The 19,161-nt window shown below is 74.4% G+C and carries 1 protein-coding gene; it reads right to left on the bottom strand.

The annotated features are described in order from the left end of the window. A partial coding sequence (locus VFZ20_RS31925) for a non-ribosomal peptide synthase/polyketide synthase (RefSeq protein WP_329688031.1) occupies window positions 1–19,088 on the bottom strand: 19,088 nt, incomplete at its 3' end. Between the last annotated feature and the right edge of the window lie 73 nt (window positions 19,089–19,161).

Raw genomic sequence — 19,161 nt, 5'->3', positions numbered from 1 at the left:
TTCTCCGCGGATTCCGCCTCGATCCGCGCGCGATCGCCATCCACCGCCACCATCTCGGTCCCGTCCGTCACGGGCAGGAGGGCGCGGAGCCCGTCCCGCGTCACCAGCGCGGCGATCCCGGAGTCCGCCAGCATGAACGCGAGCCGATCCGTGGGATACGTCGGGTCGAGCGGGACGTACGCGCCGCCGGCCTTGAGGATCGCGAGGACAGCGACGACCATCTCCAGCCCGCGCTCCAGGCACAGCCCGACGCGCGTTTCGGGACCGACGCCGCGCGCGCGCAGGTGGTGCGCGAGCTGGTTGGACCGCGCGTTCAGCGCCGCGTACGTGAGCACATCGTCCCCCAGCACGACCGCGACGGCGTCCGGCGTACGCGCGGCCTGCTCCTCGAAGAGGGCATGGACCGGCACGCGCGGATACTCGGCCGACGTCTGGTTCCACGCCTCCACCACGCGGTGGCGCTCCCCGTCGTCCATCAGCTCCAAACGCGACAGGGGCAGATCCGGATCCGCCGCGGCCTGGGCGAGCACGCGGGACAGGTGCTCCACCATCCGCCGCGCCGTTTGGGCCTCGAACAGCTCGGCCGCGTAGTGCAGCCGGCCCGTGATGCCGTGCGCGTCCGCCTGCAGGAACAGGCGCAGGTCGAACGGCGTGGCGCCCGTGTCCATCTCCACGCGCCCGTCGTCGTCCGGGGCCGCGTCGCCGCCGCTTCCGTCCATCTGGAAGACCACCTGGAACAGCGGCGCCTGGCCGCCGGAGCGGTCCGGCTGCAGATCGGCCACCAGCCGCTCGAACGGCAGGTCCTGGTGCGCCAGGTCGCCCAGGGCGTCCGCGCGCACGCGACCCACGAGCGCACGGAAGGTGGGGTCGCCGGACAGGTCCGTCCGCACGACGAGCGTGTTGACGAACAGGCCGATGAGCCCTTCCGTTTCGCGCCGCGTGCGCCCCGCCACCGGCGTGCCCACGACCACGTCGTCCGTGCCGGCGTAGCGGCCCAGCAGGGCCTGGAACGCCGCCAGCACCGTCATGAACGGCGTGGCGCCCGCCTGCTGCGCGACCGCGCGAACACCCTCGAGCACCTCCGGGGCGATCCGAACGGGCACGCTGGCGCCCCGGTGCGACGGGCTCGCCGGCCGCGGATGGTCCGCGGGCAGCTGCAGCACCTCCGGCGCGCCGGCCAGCCGCGCCCGCCAGTACGCCAGCTGGAGCTCCTCCCGCACCCGCTGCGCGGGCTCGCGCTGCCACAGGGCGTAGTCCGCGTACTGCACGGGCAGCGGCGCGAGCGGCGACGGCTCACCGCGTTCCATGGCCCCGTACAGCGCCGCGGCCTCGCGGAAGAACACGCCGTTGCTCCACCCGTCGCCCACGATGTGGTGCAGGCAGGCCAGCAGCACGTGGTCGTCGTCCGTCAGCCGCAGCAGCCGCGCGCGGAACAGCGGCCCCGCGGCCAGGTCGAACGGCCGCGACGCCTCGTCCGACGCCCGCCGGCGCACCTCCGCCTCCCGCTCCTCTCGCGACAGCGCCGACAGGTCGTCCACGGGGAGCGTAAACCCGCCGAACGGGGCGATCACCTGGACGGGCAAGCCGTCCACCTCGTGGAACGTGGTCCGCAGCGACTCGTGCCGGCGCACCACCTCGCCGATGGCGCGCTCCAGCACGCCCGCGTCCGTGCCGCCCCGCAGCCGCATGCCGCCGGCGATGTTGTACGACGCGTCCCCCGGCTGCAGACGATCGATGAACCACAGCCGCTCCTGCTGGAACGAGAGCGGAAGGGCGCCCTCGCGCGGCCGCGGCGTGATGCCGTCCGTCGCGTCGTTCGCGCCAGCTTCGACCCCGAGCAGCTGCTCGATGACGAGGGCCAGCTGGGCGACCGTGGGCGCGTCGAAGAGGGCGCGCAGGGGAAGCTCCACGCGGAACGCCTCGCGCACGCGGGAAGCCAGCTGCAGCCCCAGCAGCGAGTGGCCGCCCAGGCGGAAGAAGTCGTCGTGGATGCCGATCTCCGCGATGCCCAGCAGCTCGCGCCACATACCCACCAGCAGCGCCTCCGCCTCCGTCGTGGGCGCGGCGAACGCGCTGTCCAGCACGGGCCGCGGATGCAGCTCCGCCTCCACCTTCGGCATCGGCGGCGCCGGCCGATCACGATGCGCCACGCGCGCGCCCAGGTCGCGCGTGGAGACGGCGATGCGCGGCTCGCGCGCCATCGAGGCCACGGCGCGGAAGGCACGGCCTCCCTCGTCCGGGCGGATGGCGGACGGATCGGGTTCCGCGCCCTCCGCCTGCCACCCGTCCCACGCCACGCTCGTCCAGCGCCGGCCTTCCGATGCCAGGCGCTGGGCCCACGCGTCCACGAGCGCGAGGGCCGCCGCGCGTCCCTGCCCCGCGTCCCCCAGCAGCGCGTCCAGCGCGCCGTTCAGCAGGACGAAGTCGAGCGAAAGGCCCGCCGTCGCCCGCTCCAGCGCCGCCAGCTCCCGCTCCACGCGCGCCACGGCCGGCGCGTGGATCGACGGGTGGTGGACGATGCCGTGCACCGCCCCGAACGCGTCACGCGCGGAATGGACAGCGGCACGGAGCGCATCCGCGTCGTCCACCGCGGCGCGGAACGTCAGCACCGCGTCCGACGGCTCCGGATGGGACGGATCGAGCACGAGCGCGACCCGCGCGCCGATGCCGGCCAGGTGTTCGGCGAGCACGCGGAGGCCCGTATCCACCTGTCCGACCAGGACGTACGCGCCGCCCTCGCGGAAGCCGGCGGCGTTCCCGGCCGGCCGCACGGGCTGCCACGCGCGCGTCCACCGCAGCGCGCCGCGGAAGGCCACGGACGCGTCGGCCACGTCCGCCGTCAGCTCCTCCAGCAGCTGCTCCACGAGGGAATCGACGTCCGCGCGGTGGCGGATGTCGATCGTCCGGCAGCCCATCGCGGCCGGCAGCGCGCGGCAGGCGCCGAGCACCGTGGCGCGCGCCGGGCGCAGCGGCTCGCCGCCGGCCACGTCCTCCACCCCCTCCGTGACGACGACCAGCCGCGGCGCATCCGCCCCCTCTCCGAACGCGGCCGCGAGGCCGGCGACCGTCGCGAAACCGTGCTGCTGGGCGCGATCGAACGCATCTGCCCCCTCCTCGTCCGCGTCCACGCCCCACAGGTGGACGACGTGCCGCGGCTGGATGCCGAGCGCCGCCAGGTCCTCCACGGAGCCCGGACGGACCGTGTACCGGCCGTCGTCGTCGCGCGCGAACGCGTCGCCCGGGTGCGCGACGGAAACCGTGTGTCCCAGCGCCTCCAGCCGCTTCGCCAGCCCCGCGCCGATCCCGCCCCCATCGGCCAGGATGAGCCACGACGCGGGCACAACCGGCGTGTCGGCCGGCGCGAGCGGGGCGCGGGTCCAGGCGGGGAGGTACAGCCACTCCGCCGGGTCCGCCTTGCGGGCGAGCGGATCACCGGCGCGGGCGGCGGTGAGCGCGCCCACGTCCATGTCGATCCAGTAGCGCCGCCGCTCGAACGGGTACGTCGGCAGGGGGACGCGGCGCAGGCGCTCGTGCGCGTGCACGGACTTCCAGTCCACCGCCACGCCCACCGCCCACAAGCGGCCAGCCGCCTCCAGCACGTGCGCCACGTCCGGGCCGCGCTCATAGTCGTGCCGCAGCGACGCGACGACGGTCGGCGGGGCGCCGTCCCACACGGGCAGCTGGCTCACGAGCGCCCGGAGCGCGTGCCCGGGGCCCACTTCCAGCATCACGCGATCGCCATCCGCGGCCAGCGCCTGGATGCCGTCGCCAAAGCGGACGGTGCCGCACAGGTGGCGCACCCAGTACGCGGGATCCGTCGCCTCCCCGTCGCGGATCCACCCGCCCGTGACGTTGCTGACGAACGGGATGCGGGGCGCCCGCAGCTCCATCCCCCGCAGCAGCGCCGCCAGCGCCTCGCCGGCGGGCTGCATCAACGGCGAGTGGAAGGCGTGGCGCGTGGGCACGCGGCTGCAGACCACGCCGCGGGCGGACAATTCCGCCTGGAGCGCATCCACCGCTCCCATGGGGCCGGAGACGACCGTCATCGACGGACCGTTCAGCGTCGCCACGTCCAGCCCGTCGCGCAGAAGGGGCCGCACGTCACCCTCCGGCAGGGCGATGCCCAGCATCCCGCCCTCCGGCAGCGCCTCCACGAGCCGCGCCCGTTCGGCCACGATGCGCAGGCCGTCTTCCAGCGACCACACCCCCGCGACCGTCGCCGCCACGTACTCGCCCAGCGAGTGGCCGATCAGGGCCTCCGGCCGCACGCCCCAGTGCATCCACAGCCGCGCGAGCGCGTACTCGGTGACGAACAGCGCCGTCTGCGACACCCGCGCGCCGCTCAGGGGCCCGTCCGCGTCCGCGGCCTTCGCGCGGGCCAGCATGGCGCGCAGGTCGATGCCGCCGGGCGCGGCCTCATCCGCCGCATCCGCGTCCGCCGCGTACATCACGTCACGGATGTCCAGCCCCAGGTGCGGCAGCAGGATCTCCGCGCACCGGTCCACCGTCTCGCGATAGACGGGCTCCGCCTCGTACAGGCCGCGTCCCATCCCCGCGTACTGGCTGCCGACGCCAGGGAAGAGGAAGGCCACGGACCGCGGGCCGGGCGCGGCGCCGTCCACCACCCGCTCCGATCGCGACAGCAGCGCCTCCGCCGCCTCGGCCCCGTCCCGGGCCACGAGAACGCGCCGGTGCTCAAAGGAGCGGCGGCCCACCTGCAGCGTGTACGCCGCGTCCGCCAGCGACTGCTCCGGGTGCGCCCGCAGGTGTGTCCCCAGGCGATCCGTCGCGGCCTCCAACGCCGCCGGCGTCCGCGCCGAAAGCGTCAGGAGCTGCCACGGCCGCGCCGGCTCCGACGGCGCCGCGGCGGGCGCCTGCTCCACGATGACGTGCGCGTTGGTCCCGCCGATGCCGAACGACGACACGCCCGCGCGGCGCGGCCCGTCCAGCGGCCACGGGCGCAGCTGCGCGTTCACGTAGAACGGCGACGAGACAAAGTCGATGCGCGGGTTGGGCTCGCTGTAGTTGAGCGACGGCGGGATCTCGCCGTGCGCCACGGCCAGCGTGGTCTTGATGAGGCCCGCCGTGCCCGCGGCCGTGTCCAGGTGGCCGATGTTGGTCTTGACGGAGCCGATGGCGCAGAACTGCGTCCGCTCCGTGGCGCCAAAGGCCTGCGTGAGGGCGGCGACCTCGATGGGATCGCCCAGCTCCGTCCCGCTGCCGTGCGCCTCCACGTAGGCGATGGTGTGGGGATCGACGTCCGCCACCGCGAGCGCGTCGGCGATGACGCCGGCCTGCCCCTCGATGCTGGGCGCCGTGAACCCCACCTTGGCCGCGCCGTCGTTGTTGATGGCCGTCCCGCGGATGACCGCGTGGATGGTGTCACCGTCCGCCAGCGCGTCGTCCAGCCGCTTGAGGACGACGAGGCCCACCCCGTTCCCCGACACGGTGCCGGCGGCCCTGGCGTCAAAGGCGCGCGTGTGTCCGTCCGGCGACGCGATTCCGCCCGGGGTGTAGCGGTAGCCGCTGCCGCCGCGCACGGACACGCCGCCCGCCACGGCCACGTCGCACTCGCCGGCGGCCAGGGCCTGGCAGGCCACGTGGACGGAGACGAGGCCCGTGGAGCACCCCGTCTGCACCGTCAGGGCGGGGCCGCGCAGGTTGAGCTTGTGCGCGGCGCGCATGGCCAGGAAGTCCTTGGCGTTGCCCAGGTGCGCCTGGTAGCTGCCCACGGCGGCCAGCACGTCCGCCCGCGTGAGCACGTTGTGCAGGTACGTGCTGGTGGACGAGCCCGCGTACACGCCCACGGCCTGCGTCATCCCCGCGGGATCGTACCCCGCGTGCTCCAGCGCCTCCCAGACGGTCTCCAGGAACACGCGGTGCTGCGGGTCCATCACCTCGGCTTCGCGTGGGTTGAACCCAAAGAAGGCCGCATCGAACCGATCACTTCCTTCCAGCAGCGCGCTGGCGCGGACGAATCCCGGATCGGCGATGTCGGACGGGTCGAACCCGGCCGCAAGCAGCTCCTCGTCCGAGAGGAACGCGATGGATTCCGTCCCCGCGCGCAGGTTGCGCCAGAAGGCCTCCACGTTCTCCGCGCCCGGAAAGCGCCCCGCCATGCCGACGATGGCCACGGGCCCGCCCTGCGCCTCGCCGGACGCCGGGCGCCGCGCGCGCCCCACGGTCCGCGCGGCCGGCGCTCCTTCCGCGCCGCCCCCGCCCAGGTGGCCGGCGAGCGCCGCGACGGTGGGAAAGCGGAACAGGTCCAGGATGGGGATCTCGCGGCCCAGCCGCTCGCGCAGGCTGGCCTGCAGGCGGACCAGCAGGAGCGAGTGCCCGCCCAGGTCGAAGAACCCGTCGTCGCGGCCCACGCGCTCCACGCCCAGCACCTCCGCCCACGCGGCGGCCAGGGTAGCCTCGATCTCCGAGCGCGGCGCCACGTAGCGCTCCTTCGGCGCCTCCTGCTCCGGCGCGGGGAACGCGCGACGGTCCAGCTTGCCGTTGGCCGTGAGCGGCAGCGCGCCCATGGGGACAAAGGCGGACGGGACCATGTGCTCCGGCAGCGTCTGCCGCAGCGCCGCGCGCAGCGCGTCCGCCGCGGCCTCGCCGACCACGTACGCCACCAGCCGCCGGTCGCCCGGCGCGTCCTCGCGGACGACGACGGCGCAGTCCCCGACGCCGGCCTGGCGGCGCAGGACGGCCTCCACCTCGCCCGTCTCGACGCGGAAGCCGCGCAGCTTTACCTGCCCGTCCATCCGCCCCAGGAACTCGACCGTCCCGTCCGCCAGCCGGCGCACGCGGTCGCCCGTGCGGTACACGCGCCCCGCTCCAAAGGGGTCCGGGATGAAGCGCTCCGCCGTGAGCGCCGGGCGGTGCAGGTACCCGCGCGCCACCCCCGCCCCGCCGATCAGCAGCTCGCCGGGGACGCCGACGGGCACGGGGCGCAGCGCCGCGTCCACGACGTAGGCGCGCGCGTTCGGCAGCGGTCCGCCCAGCACGAGCGTGGACGACGCCGTCTCCGGCCGCGCGTCCGTCACGCGATAGGTCAGCGCGCCAACGGTCGTCTCCGTGGGACCGTAGTGGTTGAAGACGGCGCATCCCTCCGGCGCGGACCGCACGAGCTCGTCCGCCCACGCCAGGCCGGACGCCTCACCGCCCAGCACGAGCCAGCGGCGCGGCATGAGCCGGCGCGGATCGTCCACGCCCCCCTGCAGTGCGGCCAGGTGCGACGGCGTGATCTTGAGGCAGTCGACGGGGTTGGCGTCGAAGTAGTCCGCCAGGGCCGCGCCGCTGAAGATGCGCGCCTCGCCGATCACGTGCAGGCATCCGCCCCATGCGAGCGCGGAAAAGACGACCGTGTGGCCCAGGTCCGCCGAGAGCGTGGAGACGGTCGCGTAGTTCGCGCCGGCCTCGAGCCCCAGCCGGTCCCGCAGGCCGAACAGGTAGGCGGCCAGCTGCCGGTGCTCCACGGCCACGCCCTTGGGCCGGCCCGTGGACCCGGAGGTGTAGAGCGTGTACGCCAGGTGCTCCGGCCGCACGCCCGCGTCCGGATCGTCCGCGCGCTCCGTCGCCAGCGACGCGTCTTCCACGTCCACGACGGCCAGGCCGTCCGCCGGGAGCGCGTCCACCAGCCCGCCGCGCGTGACGAGCGCCGCCGCGCGCGAATCGGCCAGCATGTAGCGCAGGCGCTCCGCCGGCAGCGTGGGATCCAGCGCCAGGTATGCGCCGCCGGACTTGAGGATGCCCAGCAGCGCCGCGATGGAATCGGTGCCGCGCTCCAGGCACAGGGCCACGACGGTGTCCGGCCCCACGCCCATCCCCCGCAGCCGGTGGGCGATGCGGTTGGCGCGCGCGTTCAGCTCGTTTGCAGTCAGCCGCGCGTCCTCACCGGCGACGGCAAGCGCGTGGGGGTTCCGCGCCGCGTGGGCCTCGAACAGCCGGTGGACGAGCGCGTCGGCCGGGGGATCGGCGTCCGTCGCGTTCCACCCCTCCAGCAGCTGCCGGCGCTCCGATTCCGCCAGCAGCGGGATGTCGGTGATGCACTGGTCCGCGTCCGCCGCGATCCCCTCCAGCAGCGCGCGGAAGTGCTCCAGCATCCGCGCCACGGTCTCCGCCTCGAACAGCTCCGCGCGATAGGCCAGCGCTCCGGACAGGCCAGCCCCGGTTTCCGTGAGCCGCAGCGTGAGGTCGAACTTCACCGATTCCGCCGCGCCGGCCAGCGGCTCCGCGTCCAGGTCGCCCAGGCGCAGCGTTTCCTGCGCGTTGTTCTGCAGGCTGAACAGCACCTGGAAGAGCGGCGTGTGGCTCAGGGAGCGCTCCGGCGCCAGCTCCTCCACGAGCTTTTCGAACGGGATGTCCTGGTGCTGGTACGCGCCCAGGGTGGCCGTTCGTACGCGGCCCAGCAGTTGGCGGAACGTGGGCGCGCCGGAAAGGTGCGTGCGCAGGACGAGCGTGTTGACGAAGAAGCCGATGAGCCCTTCCGTTTCCAGCCGCGTGCGCCCCGCGATGGGCGAGCCCACGCTCACGTCGTCCTGTCCGCTGTAGCGGGCGAGGAGCAGCTGCCACGCGGCCAGCAGCGTCATGAACAGCGTGGCGCCCTCGCGGCGGGACAGGGCCAGCAGCGCGTCCGTCGTCCCGGCGTCCAGCGTGAACGGCACGCGCAGGCCGTGGTCGCTGGCCGTGGGCGGGCGGGGGCGGTCCACGGGGAGCTCCAGCAGGGGCGGCGCGCCGGCCAGCTGCCCACGCCAGTACGCCAGCTGCGCGTCCAGCACGTCGCCGCGGAGCCACGCCCGCTGCCACGCGGCAAAGTCCGCGTACTGCACGGGCAGCTCCGGCAGGCGCGGCGCGCGGCCCTCCGTGTACGCGCCGTACAGCTCCGACACCTCGCGGACGAGCACGCCCGTGCTCCACCCGTCGCTGACGATGTGGTGCAGGGTGAACAGGAGCACGTGGTCCCCGTCCGCCATCCGCACGAGGGTGCTGCGCAGCAGGGGGCCCCGCGCCAGGTCGAACGGCGCCACGGCGTCCGCCTCCAGCAGGGCGCGCATCCGCTCTTCGCGCTCCGAACCGGCCACGTGCTCCAGGCTCACGCGCGTGAGCTCCACGGGCACGAACGGATCGATGACCTGGACGGGCGCGCCGTCCAGCGTCGCGAAACGGGTGCGCAGGGCCTCGTGCCGGTGGACGATCCCGGCGATGGAGCGCTCCAGCGCGGCCACGTCCAGCGTCCCGCGCAGCCGCAGGGCGAACGGCAGGTTGTACGCGGCCCGCCCGGGCTCCAGCTGGTCGATGAACCACAGCCGCTGCTGCGCGAACGAGAGCGGCAGCCGCCCGTCGCGCGGCACGGGGACGAGCGGGGGCGCCAGGGCGCCCCGGTGCTCGCGGGCCAGCGCGTCCACGCGCGCGGCCAGCCCGGCCACCGTGGGCGCCTCGAACAGGACGCGCAGGGGCACCTCTACCCCGAACGCCTCGCGCACCCGCGACACCAGCTGCGTCGCCAGCAGCGAATGCCCGCCCAGGGCAAAGAAGTCGTCCTCCACGCCGACCGTTTCGGCCCGGAGCACGTCCGCGTAGAAGCCGGCCAGCACGTCCTCCGTGGTCGTGGCGGGCGCCACGTACGCCTCCGCGTCGGCGCTCGTTTGCGGCACGGGAAGCGCGGCGCGGTCCAGCTTGCCGTTGGCCGTGAGCGGCAGCGCGCCCATGGAGACAAAGGCGGACGGCACCATGTACTCCGCCAGCCGCCCCTTCAACGCCTCCCGCAGCCCGGCAGCGGACGGCGAGGCGTGTCCGTCCCTCGCGACCACGTACGCCACGATGCGTCGGTCGCCGGGCGCGTCCTCGCGGACGACGACGGCCGCCTCGGCCACGGCGGGATGGTCGAGCAGCGCCGCCTCGATCTCGCCCAGCTCGATGCGGAAGCCGCGAATCTTCACCTGCTGGTCCTTGCGGCCCAGGTACTCCAGCTCGCCGCCGCTCCCAAGGCGACCCAGGTCGCCCGAGCGGTACAGCCGCGCACCCGCGTCCGTCCCGAACGGGTCGCGGATGAACCGCTCCGCCGTCAGCTCGGGGCGGTTGAGGTAGCCGCGCGCCACGCCGGCGCCGCCCACGCAGATCTCGCCCGCCACGCCGCGCGGCACCAGCTGTCCGTGCTCGTCCAGCAGCACCACGCGCAGGTCCGGGATGGGCACGCCCACGGGGCTGCGCGTGCTCTCCGCATCCGCCCTCGTCAGCGGACGAACCGTCACGTGGACGGTCGTCTCCGTGATGCCGTACATGTTCACCAGCCGCGGCGCCCGGTCCCCGTGGCGGTCGAACCACGGGCGCAGCGCCGCCGGCTCCAGCGCCTCGCCCCCGAAGACGACGTGGCGCAGCGCCAGCCGCTCCGAATCGGCCACGGTCGCGTCCGCGTGCACCAGCTGCTGGAACGCGGACGGCGTCTGGTTCAGCACCGTCACCCGCTCGCGGGCGAGCAGGTCGTGGAAGGCGAGGGCGTCGCGCGATACGTCGAAGGGGACGACGACGAGCCGGCCGCCGTGCAGCAGCGCGCCCCAGATCTCCCACACGGAGAAGTCGAACGCGTGCGAGTGGAACAGCGTCCACACGTCGCTCGCGTCGAACCCGAACCACGCTTCCGTCGCGCGAAAGAGGCGGACGACGTTGCGGTGCTCCACCAGCACGCCCTTGGGCGTCCCCGTGGAGCCGGACGTGTAGATGACGTAGGCCAGGGTCGATCCGTTCGCGCCGCTCGCGGGCGCGGACGTGCGCTCCGCCGCGACCTCCGGCCCGTCCGCGTCCAGGCGGATGACCTGGATGCCGTCCGGCGGCAGCCGGTCCGCCAGCGCGGACTGCGTGAGGACGAGGGCAACGCCGGAGTCGGCCAGCATGAACGCGATGCGATCCGCCGGATACGCCACGTCCATGGGCACGTACGCGCCGCCCGCCTTGAGGATGCCCAGGAGGCCCACGACGGTCTCCATGGACCGCTCCACGTAGAGCCCCACGCGCACTTCGGGACCCACGCCGCGCGCCTGGAGCGCGTGCGCCAGCTGGTTGGCGCGCCCGTCCAGCTCCGAATACGTCAGCGACGCATCACCGGACGTGAGCGCGACGGCGTCCGGCGTCCGCCGGGCCTGCGCGGCGAACAGGTCGTGCAGCGCCTCGTCCGCCGGGAAGACGGCCGGTTCCGGGCCCAGCAGCGCGGCGCGCTCCCCGTCGTCCACGAGGGGAACGAGCGCCAGCGCCGCGTCCGGATGGACCGCGGCCGCGTGCACCAGGCGGGCAAAGTGCGCCAGCATCCGCTCCGCCGTCTCCGCGTCGAACAGGTCGGTGCGGTAGGTGAGCCACGCCTCCAGGGCATCGCCCGTTTCGGCCACGCCCAGGCTCAGGTCGAACTGCGCGGCGCTCCCCACGGGACCCATGGGCGTCGCCACCAGGTCGCCCATGGGCGCCTCGGCCGCGGGCGCGCTCTGGAAGTGGAAGAGCACCTGGAAGAGGGGGCTGTGGAGCAGGCTGCGCTCCGGCGCCAGCGCCTCCACCAGCCGCTCGAAGGGCACGTCCTGCCGCGCGAACGCCCCCAGCGCCGTCTCGCGCACGCGCCGCAGCAGCGCGCGGTACCCCGGCGTGCCCGACAGATCCGTCCGCAGCACGAGCGTGTTGACGAAAAAGCCGATGAGCCCGTCCAGCTCCGCCCGCGTGCGACCCGCCACGGGCGTTCCCACGCTGACGTCATCGGTGCGGGCGTAGCGGCCCAGCAGCGTCTGCCACGCGGCCAGCAACGCCATGTAGAGCGTCGCGCCCTCCGCGTGAGCGATGGCCCGAAGCGCGCGCGTGGTTTCTTCCGGGAACGCGACGGACGCGTGTCCGCCCCGCGCGCCGGCCGCCGGCGCGTGGGGGCGGTCCGTCGGCAGCTCGAGCACGGGCGGCGCGCCGGCCAGCTGCTCGCGCCACCACGCCAGCTGCGCGTCGATGACGCCACCGCTCAGCCAGTCGCGCTGCCACACGGCGTAATCCGGGTACTGCAGGGGAAGCGGCGCCAGCGCGGGCTCGCGTCCTTCGCCCAGCGCGCCGTACAGCTCGCGCACCTCGTTCACCAGCACCTGCATGGACCAGCCGTCGCTCACCACGTGGTGCATGGTGAACAGGATGGCCCAGTCCGTGTCGTCCAGCCGCACGACGGACGCCCGCACCAGCGGGCCCGCGGCCAGGTCAAAGGGCCGCGCCGCCTCGTCCGCCGCCAGCGCCCGCAGGTCCGCCTCGCGCCGCTCCGCGGGCAGGTGCCCCAGGTCGGTGACGGGAACGGTGAGGGGCATCTCGTCCAGCACCACCTGCACGGGCGCGCCGGCCTCGGACTGGAAGACGGTGCGCAGCGATTCGTGCCGCCGGACGATGGCGTCGAGCGAGCGCTCCAGGAGCGCCGGGTCCAGCGCGCCGCGGACGCGGTACGCCACGGGGATGTTGTACGCGGTGCTCCCCGGCTGCAGCTGGTCGATGAACCACAGCCGCTGCTGGGCGAACGAGAGGGGAAAGCGGTTGCCGGCCTTCTTCTTGAGCACCTCGGCCAGGCGCCGCCGCTTCTCCTCCACGGACAGCCCCGCCAGGTCGGTGGCCGGCCGGGCGCGCTCCCTTGGCACCAGCGGCGGCTGCGACACGGGCTGGCCGCCCGCGTCCTCGACGGCGCGGGCCAGGGCGGCCACCGTGGGCGCCTCGAACAGCGCGCGCAGGGGCAGCTCCACGCCGAACGCGTCACGCACCCGCGCCATCACGCGCGTGGCCAGCAGCGAGTGCCCCCCCAGGCTGAAGAAGTCGTCGTTCCTTCCCACGGCGCGCACGCGCAGCAGCGTGGCGAAGATCGCCGCCAGCCGCTCCTCGGCGACCGTACGCGGCGCGTCGTACGTGCCGTCCGCGTCGCTCACGGATGCGCCGGGCGCGGGAAGGGCGCGCCGGTCCACCTTGCCGTTGGGCGTGAGCGGCAGGGCGGCCAGCCGCACGACCTCGCGCGGCACCATGTACTCCGGCAGGTGCGCCTTGAGGTGCGCGCGGAGGTCCGCGTCGGTCGGCGCATCCCCGTCCCGCGCCACGACGTAGGCCACAAGGCGGCGGTCGCCCGGCGCGTCCTCGCGCACGACGGCCGCGGCGTCCTGGAGGGCGGGGTGCGCGCGGAGGACGGTCTCGATCTCGCCCAGCTCGATGCGGAAGCCGCGCACCTTGACCTGCGTGTCCGTCCGCCCGAAGTACTCCAGGGCGCCGTCCGCCGTCCAGCGCACGCGGTCCATCACGCGGTACATCCGCGTCCCCGGCGCTCCAAAGGGGTCGGGGATGAAACGCTCCGCCGTGAGCCCCGGCCGCGCCGCGTACCCGCGCGAGAGCCCCGATCCGGCCAGGTACAGCTCGCCCACGACGCCGACCGGCATCGGCCGCAGCTGCTCGTCCAGCACGTACGCCCGCGTGCCGGCCACGGGCCGGCCCACGAGCACGCGGTCCGCTCCCTTGGGGACGAGGGCGAACGTGGAGTACGTGGTGTCTTCCGTGGGCCCGTACAGGTTGCCCACCCGCACGGGAAACGGCAGCGCGTGCAGCGCATGGGCCAGGTCGGCGGGCAGGGCCTCGCCGCCCAGAAAGAGGGTGCGCAGGGTGTCCGGGAGCTCGCCCGTGCGAAGCAGCTCCGCGGCCGCCGTGGGCACCATGCTGGCGTAGCGGATCCCCTGGTCCGCCACGGACGGCAGGTCCAGCGCGTTCTCCACCAGCACCAGCGTCCCGCCCCAGCACAGCGTCCCGAAGATCTCCGCGACCGACACGTCGAAGTTGATGGACGTGGAGCCCAGGACGGACGAGCGCTCCGCGTCCGTCACCATCTCGCGCAGCCAGTGCAGCAGCACCGCGGCGGACGCGTGGCGGATCATCACGCCCTTGGGGCGCCCCGTGGACCCGGAGGTGAAGATGACGTGCGACAGGTTCTCCGCCGTGACGCCGCTTTCCGGCGCGTCCGCAGCGGCAAAGGCAAGGCGGTCGCGGATGGCGTCCAGGCACACGGGCTCCGCGCCCCGCGGAAGCCGGTCCGCCAGCGCCGTCGTCGTGAGGACGAGGGGGACCTCCGCGTCCTCGATCATGTACCCCAGCCGCTCGCGCGGGTACGCGGGGTCCAGCGGTACGTACGCGCCACCGGCCTTGAGCACGGCCAGGAGGGCCACGACCATCTCCGGCGTGCGGTCCAGGCACACGCCGACGCGCACTTCGGGACAGACGCCGCGCCGGCGCAGGTCGTGGGCGAGCCGGTTGGCGCGCGTGTCCAGCTCCGCGTACGACAGCGTCCGCCCGCGGTGCACGAGCGCCGCCGCCTCCGGCGTGCGCCCCGCCTGCGCGGCGAACAGGTCGTGCACGCAGGCGCCGGCCGGGTAGCCGCGCTCCGTGGCGGTCCACTCCACGAGCACGCGCCGGCGCTCGTCGTCCGCCATGAGCGCGTGCTCGGCGACGGGGCGCTCCGGATGGGCCACGATCGACTCCAGCAGCGTGGCGTAGTGCGCGCCCATCCGCCGGACGGTCTCCGCGTCGAAGAGGTCGGCGCGGTACGAAAGGATCCCGCCCAGCCGGTCCGCGTCGGCGTCTTCCAGCGACAGGGTCAGGTCGAACTTGGCGGGCTCCTCGCCCGCGGCCAGCGCCTGGGCCTCCAGCGATCCAAGGCGCAGGGCCTCGCGGGCGTTGTTCTGCACGATGAACATCGCCTGGAAGAACGGCGCGTGGCCCAGGCCGCGTTCCGGCGCCAGCTCCTCCACGAGCTTTTCGAACGGGATCTCCTGGTGCTGGTACGCGCCCAGCGTCGCCTCGCGCACGCGCCCCAGCAGCGCGCGGAAGTCCGGGTTCCCGGAAAGGTCCGTGCGCAGGACGAGCGTGTTGATGAAGAAGCCGATGAGCCCCTCCGTCTCCAGCCGCGTGCGCCCGGCGATGGGGGTGCCCACGCTCACGTCGTCCTGGCCGCTGTAGCGCGACAGCAGCAGCTGCCACGCGGCCAGCAGGGTCATGAACAGCGTGGCGCCCTCGCGGCGCGACAGCTCCTTGAGCGCCCGCGTCGTCTGGGCGGAGAGCGCGAACGGCACGCTGCCGCCGCGGTCGCTGGCCGCAAGCGCGCGGGGGCGGTCCGTGGGCAGCTCCAGCAGGGGCGGCGCGCCGGCGAGCCGTTCGCGCCACCACCCCAGCTGCGCCTCCAGGACGTCGCCGCGGAGCCACGCGCGCTGCCAGGCGGCGTAGTCCGCGTACTGGATGGGCAGCTCCGGCAGCGTCCGCCCGCGTCCCTCGCTGAACGCGCCGTACAGCGCCGACACCTCGCGCACGAGCACGCCCGTGCTCCACCCGTCGCTCACCACGTGGTGCAGCGTAAAGAGCAGCGCGTAATCGTCCTCCCCCAGCCGCGCCAGCGTCGTGCGCAGCAGGGGGCCGTGCGCCAGGTCGAACGGCCGCATCGCCTCGTCTGCCGCCAGCGCGCGGACGGCGGATTCGCGCTCAACGTCCGCGAGGTGGCTGAAATCGACCTGGTCGATGCGGATCGGATGCGGCGGATCGATCACCTGCACGGGCTCGCCGTCCTCCTCCGCGAAGCGCGTGCGCAGCGTCTCGTGCCGGCGGACGATCTCCGTGAGCGCCCGCTCCAGCGCGTCCACGTCCATGCGGCCCCGCAGGCGCAGCGCGTACGGCAGGTTGTACGCGGCGCTCGTGGGCTGCAGCTGGTGGATGAACCACAGCCGCTGCTGCGCGAAGCTCAGCGGCATCGCCCCCGTCCGTTCCACCGGTACCAGCGGTGGCGCGGACGGCCCGCCCGCCTCGCGACGCAGCCCGTCCACGCGCACGGCGAGCGCCTCCACCGTGGACGCCTCGAACACCACGCGCAGGGGCAGCTCCACCCCCAGCGCCTCGCGCACGCGCGACACCACGCGCGTGGCCAGCAGCGAGTGGCCGCCCAGCGCGAAGAAGTCGTCCCGCGCGCCCACGTCCGCCACCTTGAGCACCTCGCCGAAGATGGAGGCGAGGCCGGTCTCCGATGGCGTGCGGGGCGCGACGCGCGACTCCGTCTGCGCCACCGCGGCATCCGGCGCGGGGAGGGCGCGGCGGGCCACCTTGCCGCTGGGCGTCAGGGGGAACGCGTCCAGGACGACGAACGCGGCCGGCACCATGTACTCGGGCAGCCGCTCCTTGAGGTGCGCCCGCAGCTCCGATGCGGACACGCTGGATCCCGCGGCGGACACGACGTAGCCCACGAGCCGCCGGTCGCCCGGTGCGTCCTCGCGGACGATGACGGCGGCCTCGCGGACGGCCGCGTGCGCCTCCAGGGCCGCCTCGATCTCGCCCGGCTCGATGCGGAAGCCGCGCACCTTGACCTGGTCGTCCACGCGGCCCAGGAACTCCAGCGTGCCGTCCGCCCGCCACCGCGCGCGGTCGCCCGTGCGGTACATGCGCGCGCCCGTCCCGAACGGATCGGGGACAAAGCGCTCGGCCGTGAGCGCGGGCCGGCCCAGGTAGCCGCGGGCCAGGCACGCGCCCGCCAGGAACAGCTCGCCCGGCACGCCGACGGGCGACGGCTCGCCGGCCGCGTCCAGCACGTAGCACCGCGCGTTCGCCACCGGCCCGCCGATCCCCGGCAGCAGCGGCCACGCGTCCGGCCCGTCCGCCAGCACCTGCGCCGTGGCGACGTGCGTCTCCGAGGGCCCGTACTGGTTGCTGAGCGTGGCGCCGGTGGCCGCGAAGAAGCGGCGGATGGACGGCGTGACGCGCAGCTGCTCGCCCGCCGTCTGCACCTCGCGCAGGGCGCCCGGCACGCTCCCCCGCTCCTGGGCCACGTCCGCCAGGTGCTGCAGGGCCACGTACGGCAGGAACAATCGCTCGACGGACTCGGCCTCCAGCCGGTGGAGGACGGCGGCGAAGTCGCGGCGCTCGTCCTCGTCCACCAGTACCAGGCGGCCACCGCTGGCCCAGCAGCTGAAGATCTCCTGGAACGACACGTCGAACGACAGCGTCGTGAACTGCAGCGTGGTGGCGGCGTCCGGGTGGCGCCACTCGCGCTGCTGCCACGCGAGCAGGTTCACGAGCGGCCGGTGCGTCATCGCCACGCCCTTGGGCTTTCCGGTCGAGCCCGACGTGTAGATGACGTAGGCCAGCCCGTCCGGATGCGCCCCGCCGTCGAACGCCTCGGCGGATTGGGATGCGATGGCGTCCGCCTCCGCGTCCACGCGGACGATCCGCGCGTCCGTGGACGGAAGCGTTTCCGCGATGGCGGATTGCGTGAGGAGAACGGGCGCGGCGGAATCCGCCAGCATGTAGCCGATGCGGTCCGCCGGATACGCCGGGTCCACGGGCACGTACGCGGCGCCCGCCTTGAGCACGGCCAGCACGGCCACCATCATCTCCGGCCCGCGCGCCATGCAGATGCCGACGCGGCCGTCCAGGACGACGCCCAGATGGCGCAGGTGACGCGCCAGCCGGTTGGACCGCGCATCCAGCTCCGCGTAGGAGAGGACACCGTCCGCCCAGGACACCGCGGGCGCATTCGGAGCGCGCTCCACCGTCGCCGCGAACAGGTCGTGGACACGGGCGTCGGTGGGATGATGATCCGCATCCGTCCCGTTCCAATCGGCCACGACGCGCCGCCGCTCGTCCCCGTCCAGCATCGGCAGGCGGCTGATGGGGCGGTCCGGGTCGCTCGCGGCCCCAGCGAGCAGGATGCGCAGGTGCTCCAGCATCCGCTCCACCGTCGCGCCGTCGAACAGCTCCGTGCGGAACTCCATCCGCCCGTTCAGCACGCCGTCCAGCTCGCCCATGGACAGCAGCAGGTCGAACTTGGCCGACTCGGACTCCGTCTCGGCCGGCTCGATCCGCACGTCCCCCATCCGCAGCGCGTTGGGCTCGGGGTTCAGGAAGACGAGCATGGCCTGGAACAGCGGCGTGGAGACGGCCGTGCGGTCGGGGTCCAGCTCCTCCACCAGGCGCTCAAACGGCACGTCCTGGTTGGCGTGCGCGCCCAGCACCGTCTCGCGCACGCGCCCCAGCAGCTGGCGGAACGTGGGATCGCCGGACAGGTCCGCGCGCAGGGCGAGCGTGTTGGCGAAAAAGCCGATGATCCCCTCGGTCTCGGGGCGCGTACGGTGCGCCACGGGGCTGCCCACGACGACGTCGTCCTGACCGGCGTAGCGGCCCAGGAGCACGGCGTACGCGGCCAGCACGGTCATGAACAGCGTGGCGCCTTCGGCCTGCGAGAGCTCCGCCAGGCGCGCGACGGTATCGGCGGGGACCGCAAACGTGCGGGTATCGCCCCGGCCGTCCGGCTGCGGCGGACGCGGGCGGTCCGTGGGGAGCGAAAGGAGCGGCGGCACGCCGGCCAGCTTGCGGCGCCAGTAGTCCAGCGGCCCGTCCAGGGCACCGCCGGCAAAGCGCGCGCGCTGCCACACGGCGTAGTCCGCGTACTGCACGGCAAGCTCCGGCAGCGGCGACGGCGCCCCGGCCGAGAACGCCGCGTACAGCGCGGACACCTCGCGGGCCAGCACGCGCATGGACCACCCGTCGGCAATCACGTGGTGCAGGGTGAACAGCACCGTGTGGTCGTCGTCCGCCAGCCGGACGAGCGTCACGCGCAGCAGCGGTCCCGCGGCCAGGTCGAAGGGGCGCAGGGCCTCTTCCCGCGCCAGCCGGTGCCCCTCGGCCTCGCGCGCCTCGGGCGCGAAGTGAGCGATGTCGATGACGGACAGGTCGCGCGGCGCGGCGGGGGCGATCACCTGGCGCGGCTCGCCGTCCACCACGGGGAGCGTGGTGCGCAGCGTCTCGTGGCGCCGAACGATCTCGTCCAGCGTGCGCGCGAGCACGCCCACGTCCAGCGGCCCGCGCAGGCGCAGGGCGAACGGGATGTTGTACGCGGTGCTCCCCGGTTGCAGCTGGTCCATGAACCACAGCCGCTGCTGCGCGAACGAGAGCGGCACGGGCCCCGTTTCGGCCCGGCGCGGAATGCCCGCGGGCGCGGCGGCCTTGCCGGCCCGCAGCGCGGCCAGGCGCTCCTGCAGCCGGGCCACCTGCTCCGGCGAAAGGTCCGCGATGGATTGGGTCCGGTCGCTCATCGTGCGATTTGCCGCGTGGACAAAAGGAGTGGTCGTCGGGGTTCCGCCGTCCTGGCCGAAACGCCCGTGAAGC

The sequence above is a fragment of the Longimicrobium sp. genome, assembly GCF_036280135.1.
Taxonomy (GTDB): Bacteria; Gemmatimonadota; Gemmatimonadetes; order Longimicrobiales; family Longimicrobiaceae; genus Longimicrobium.
Note: the sequence above shows the minus strand (reverse complement) of the source record. Positions and strands in the feature narration are given on the sequence as shown.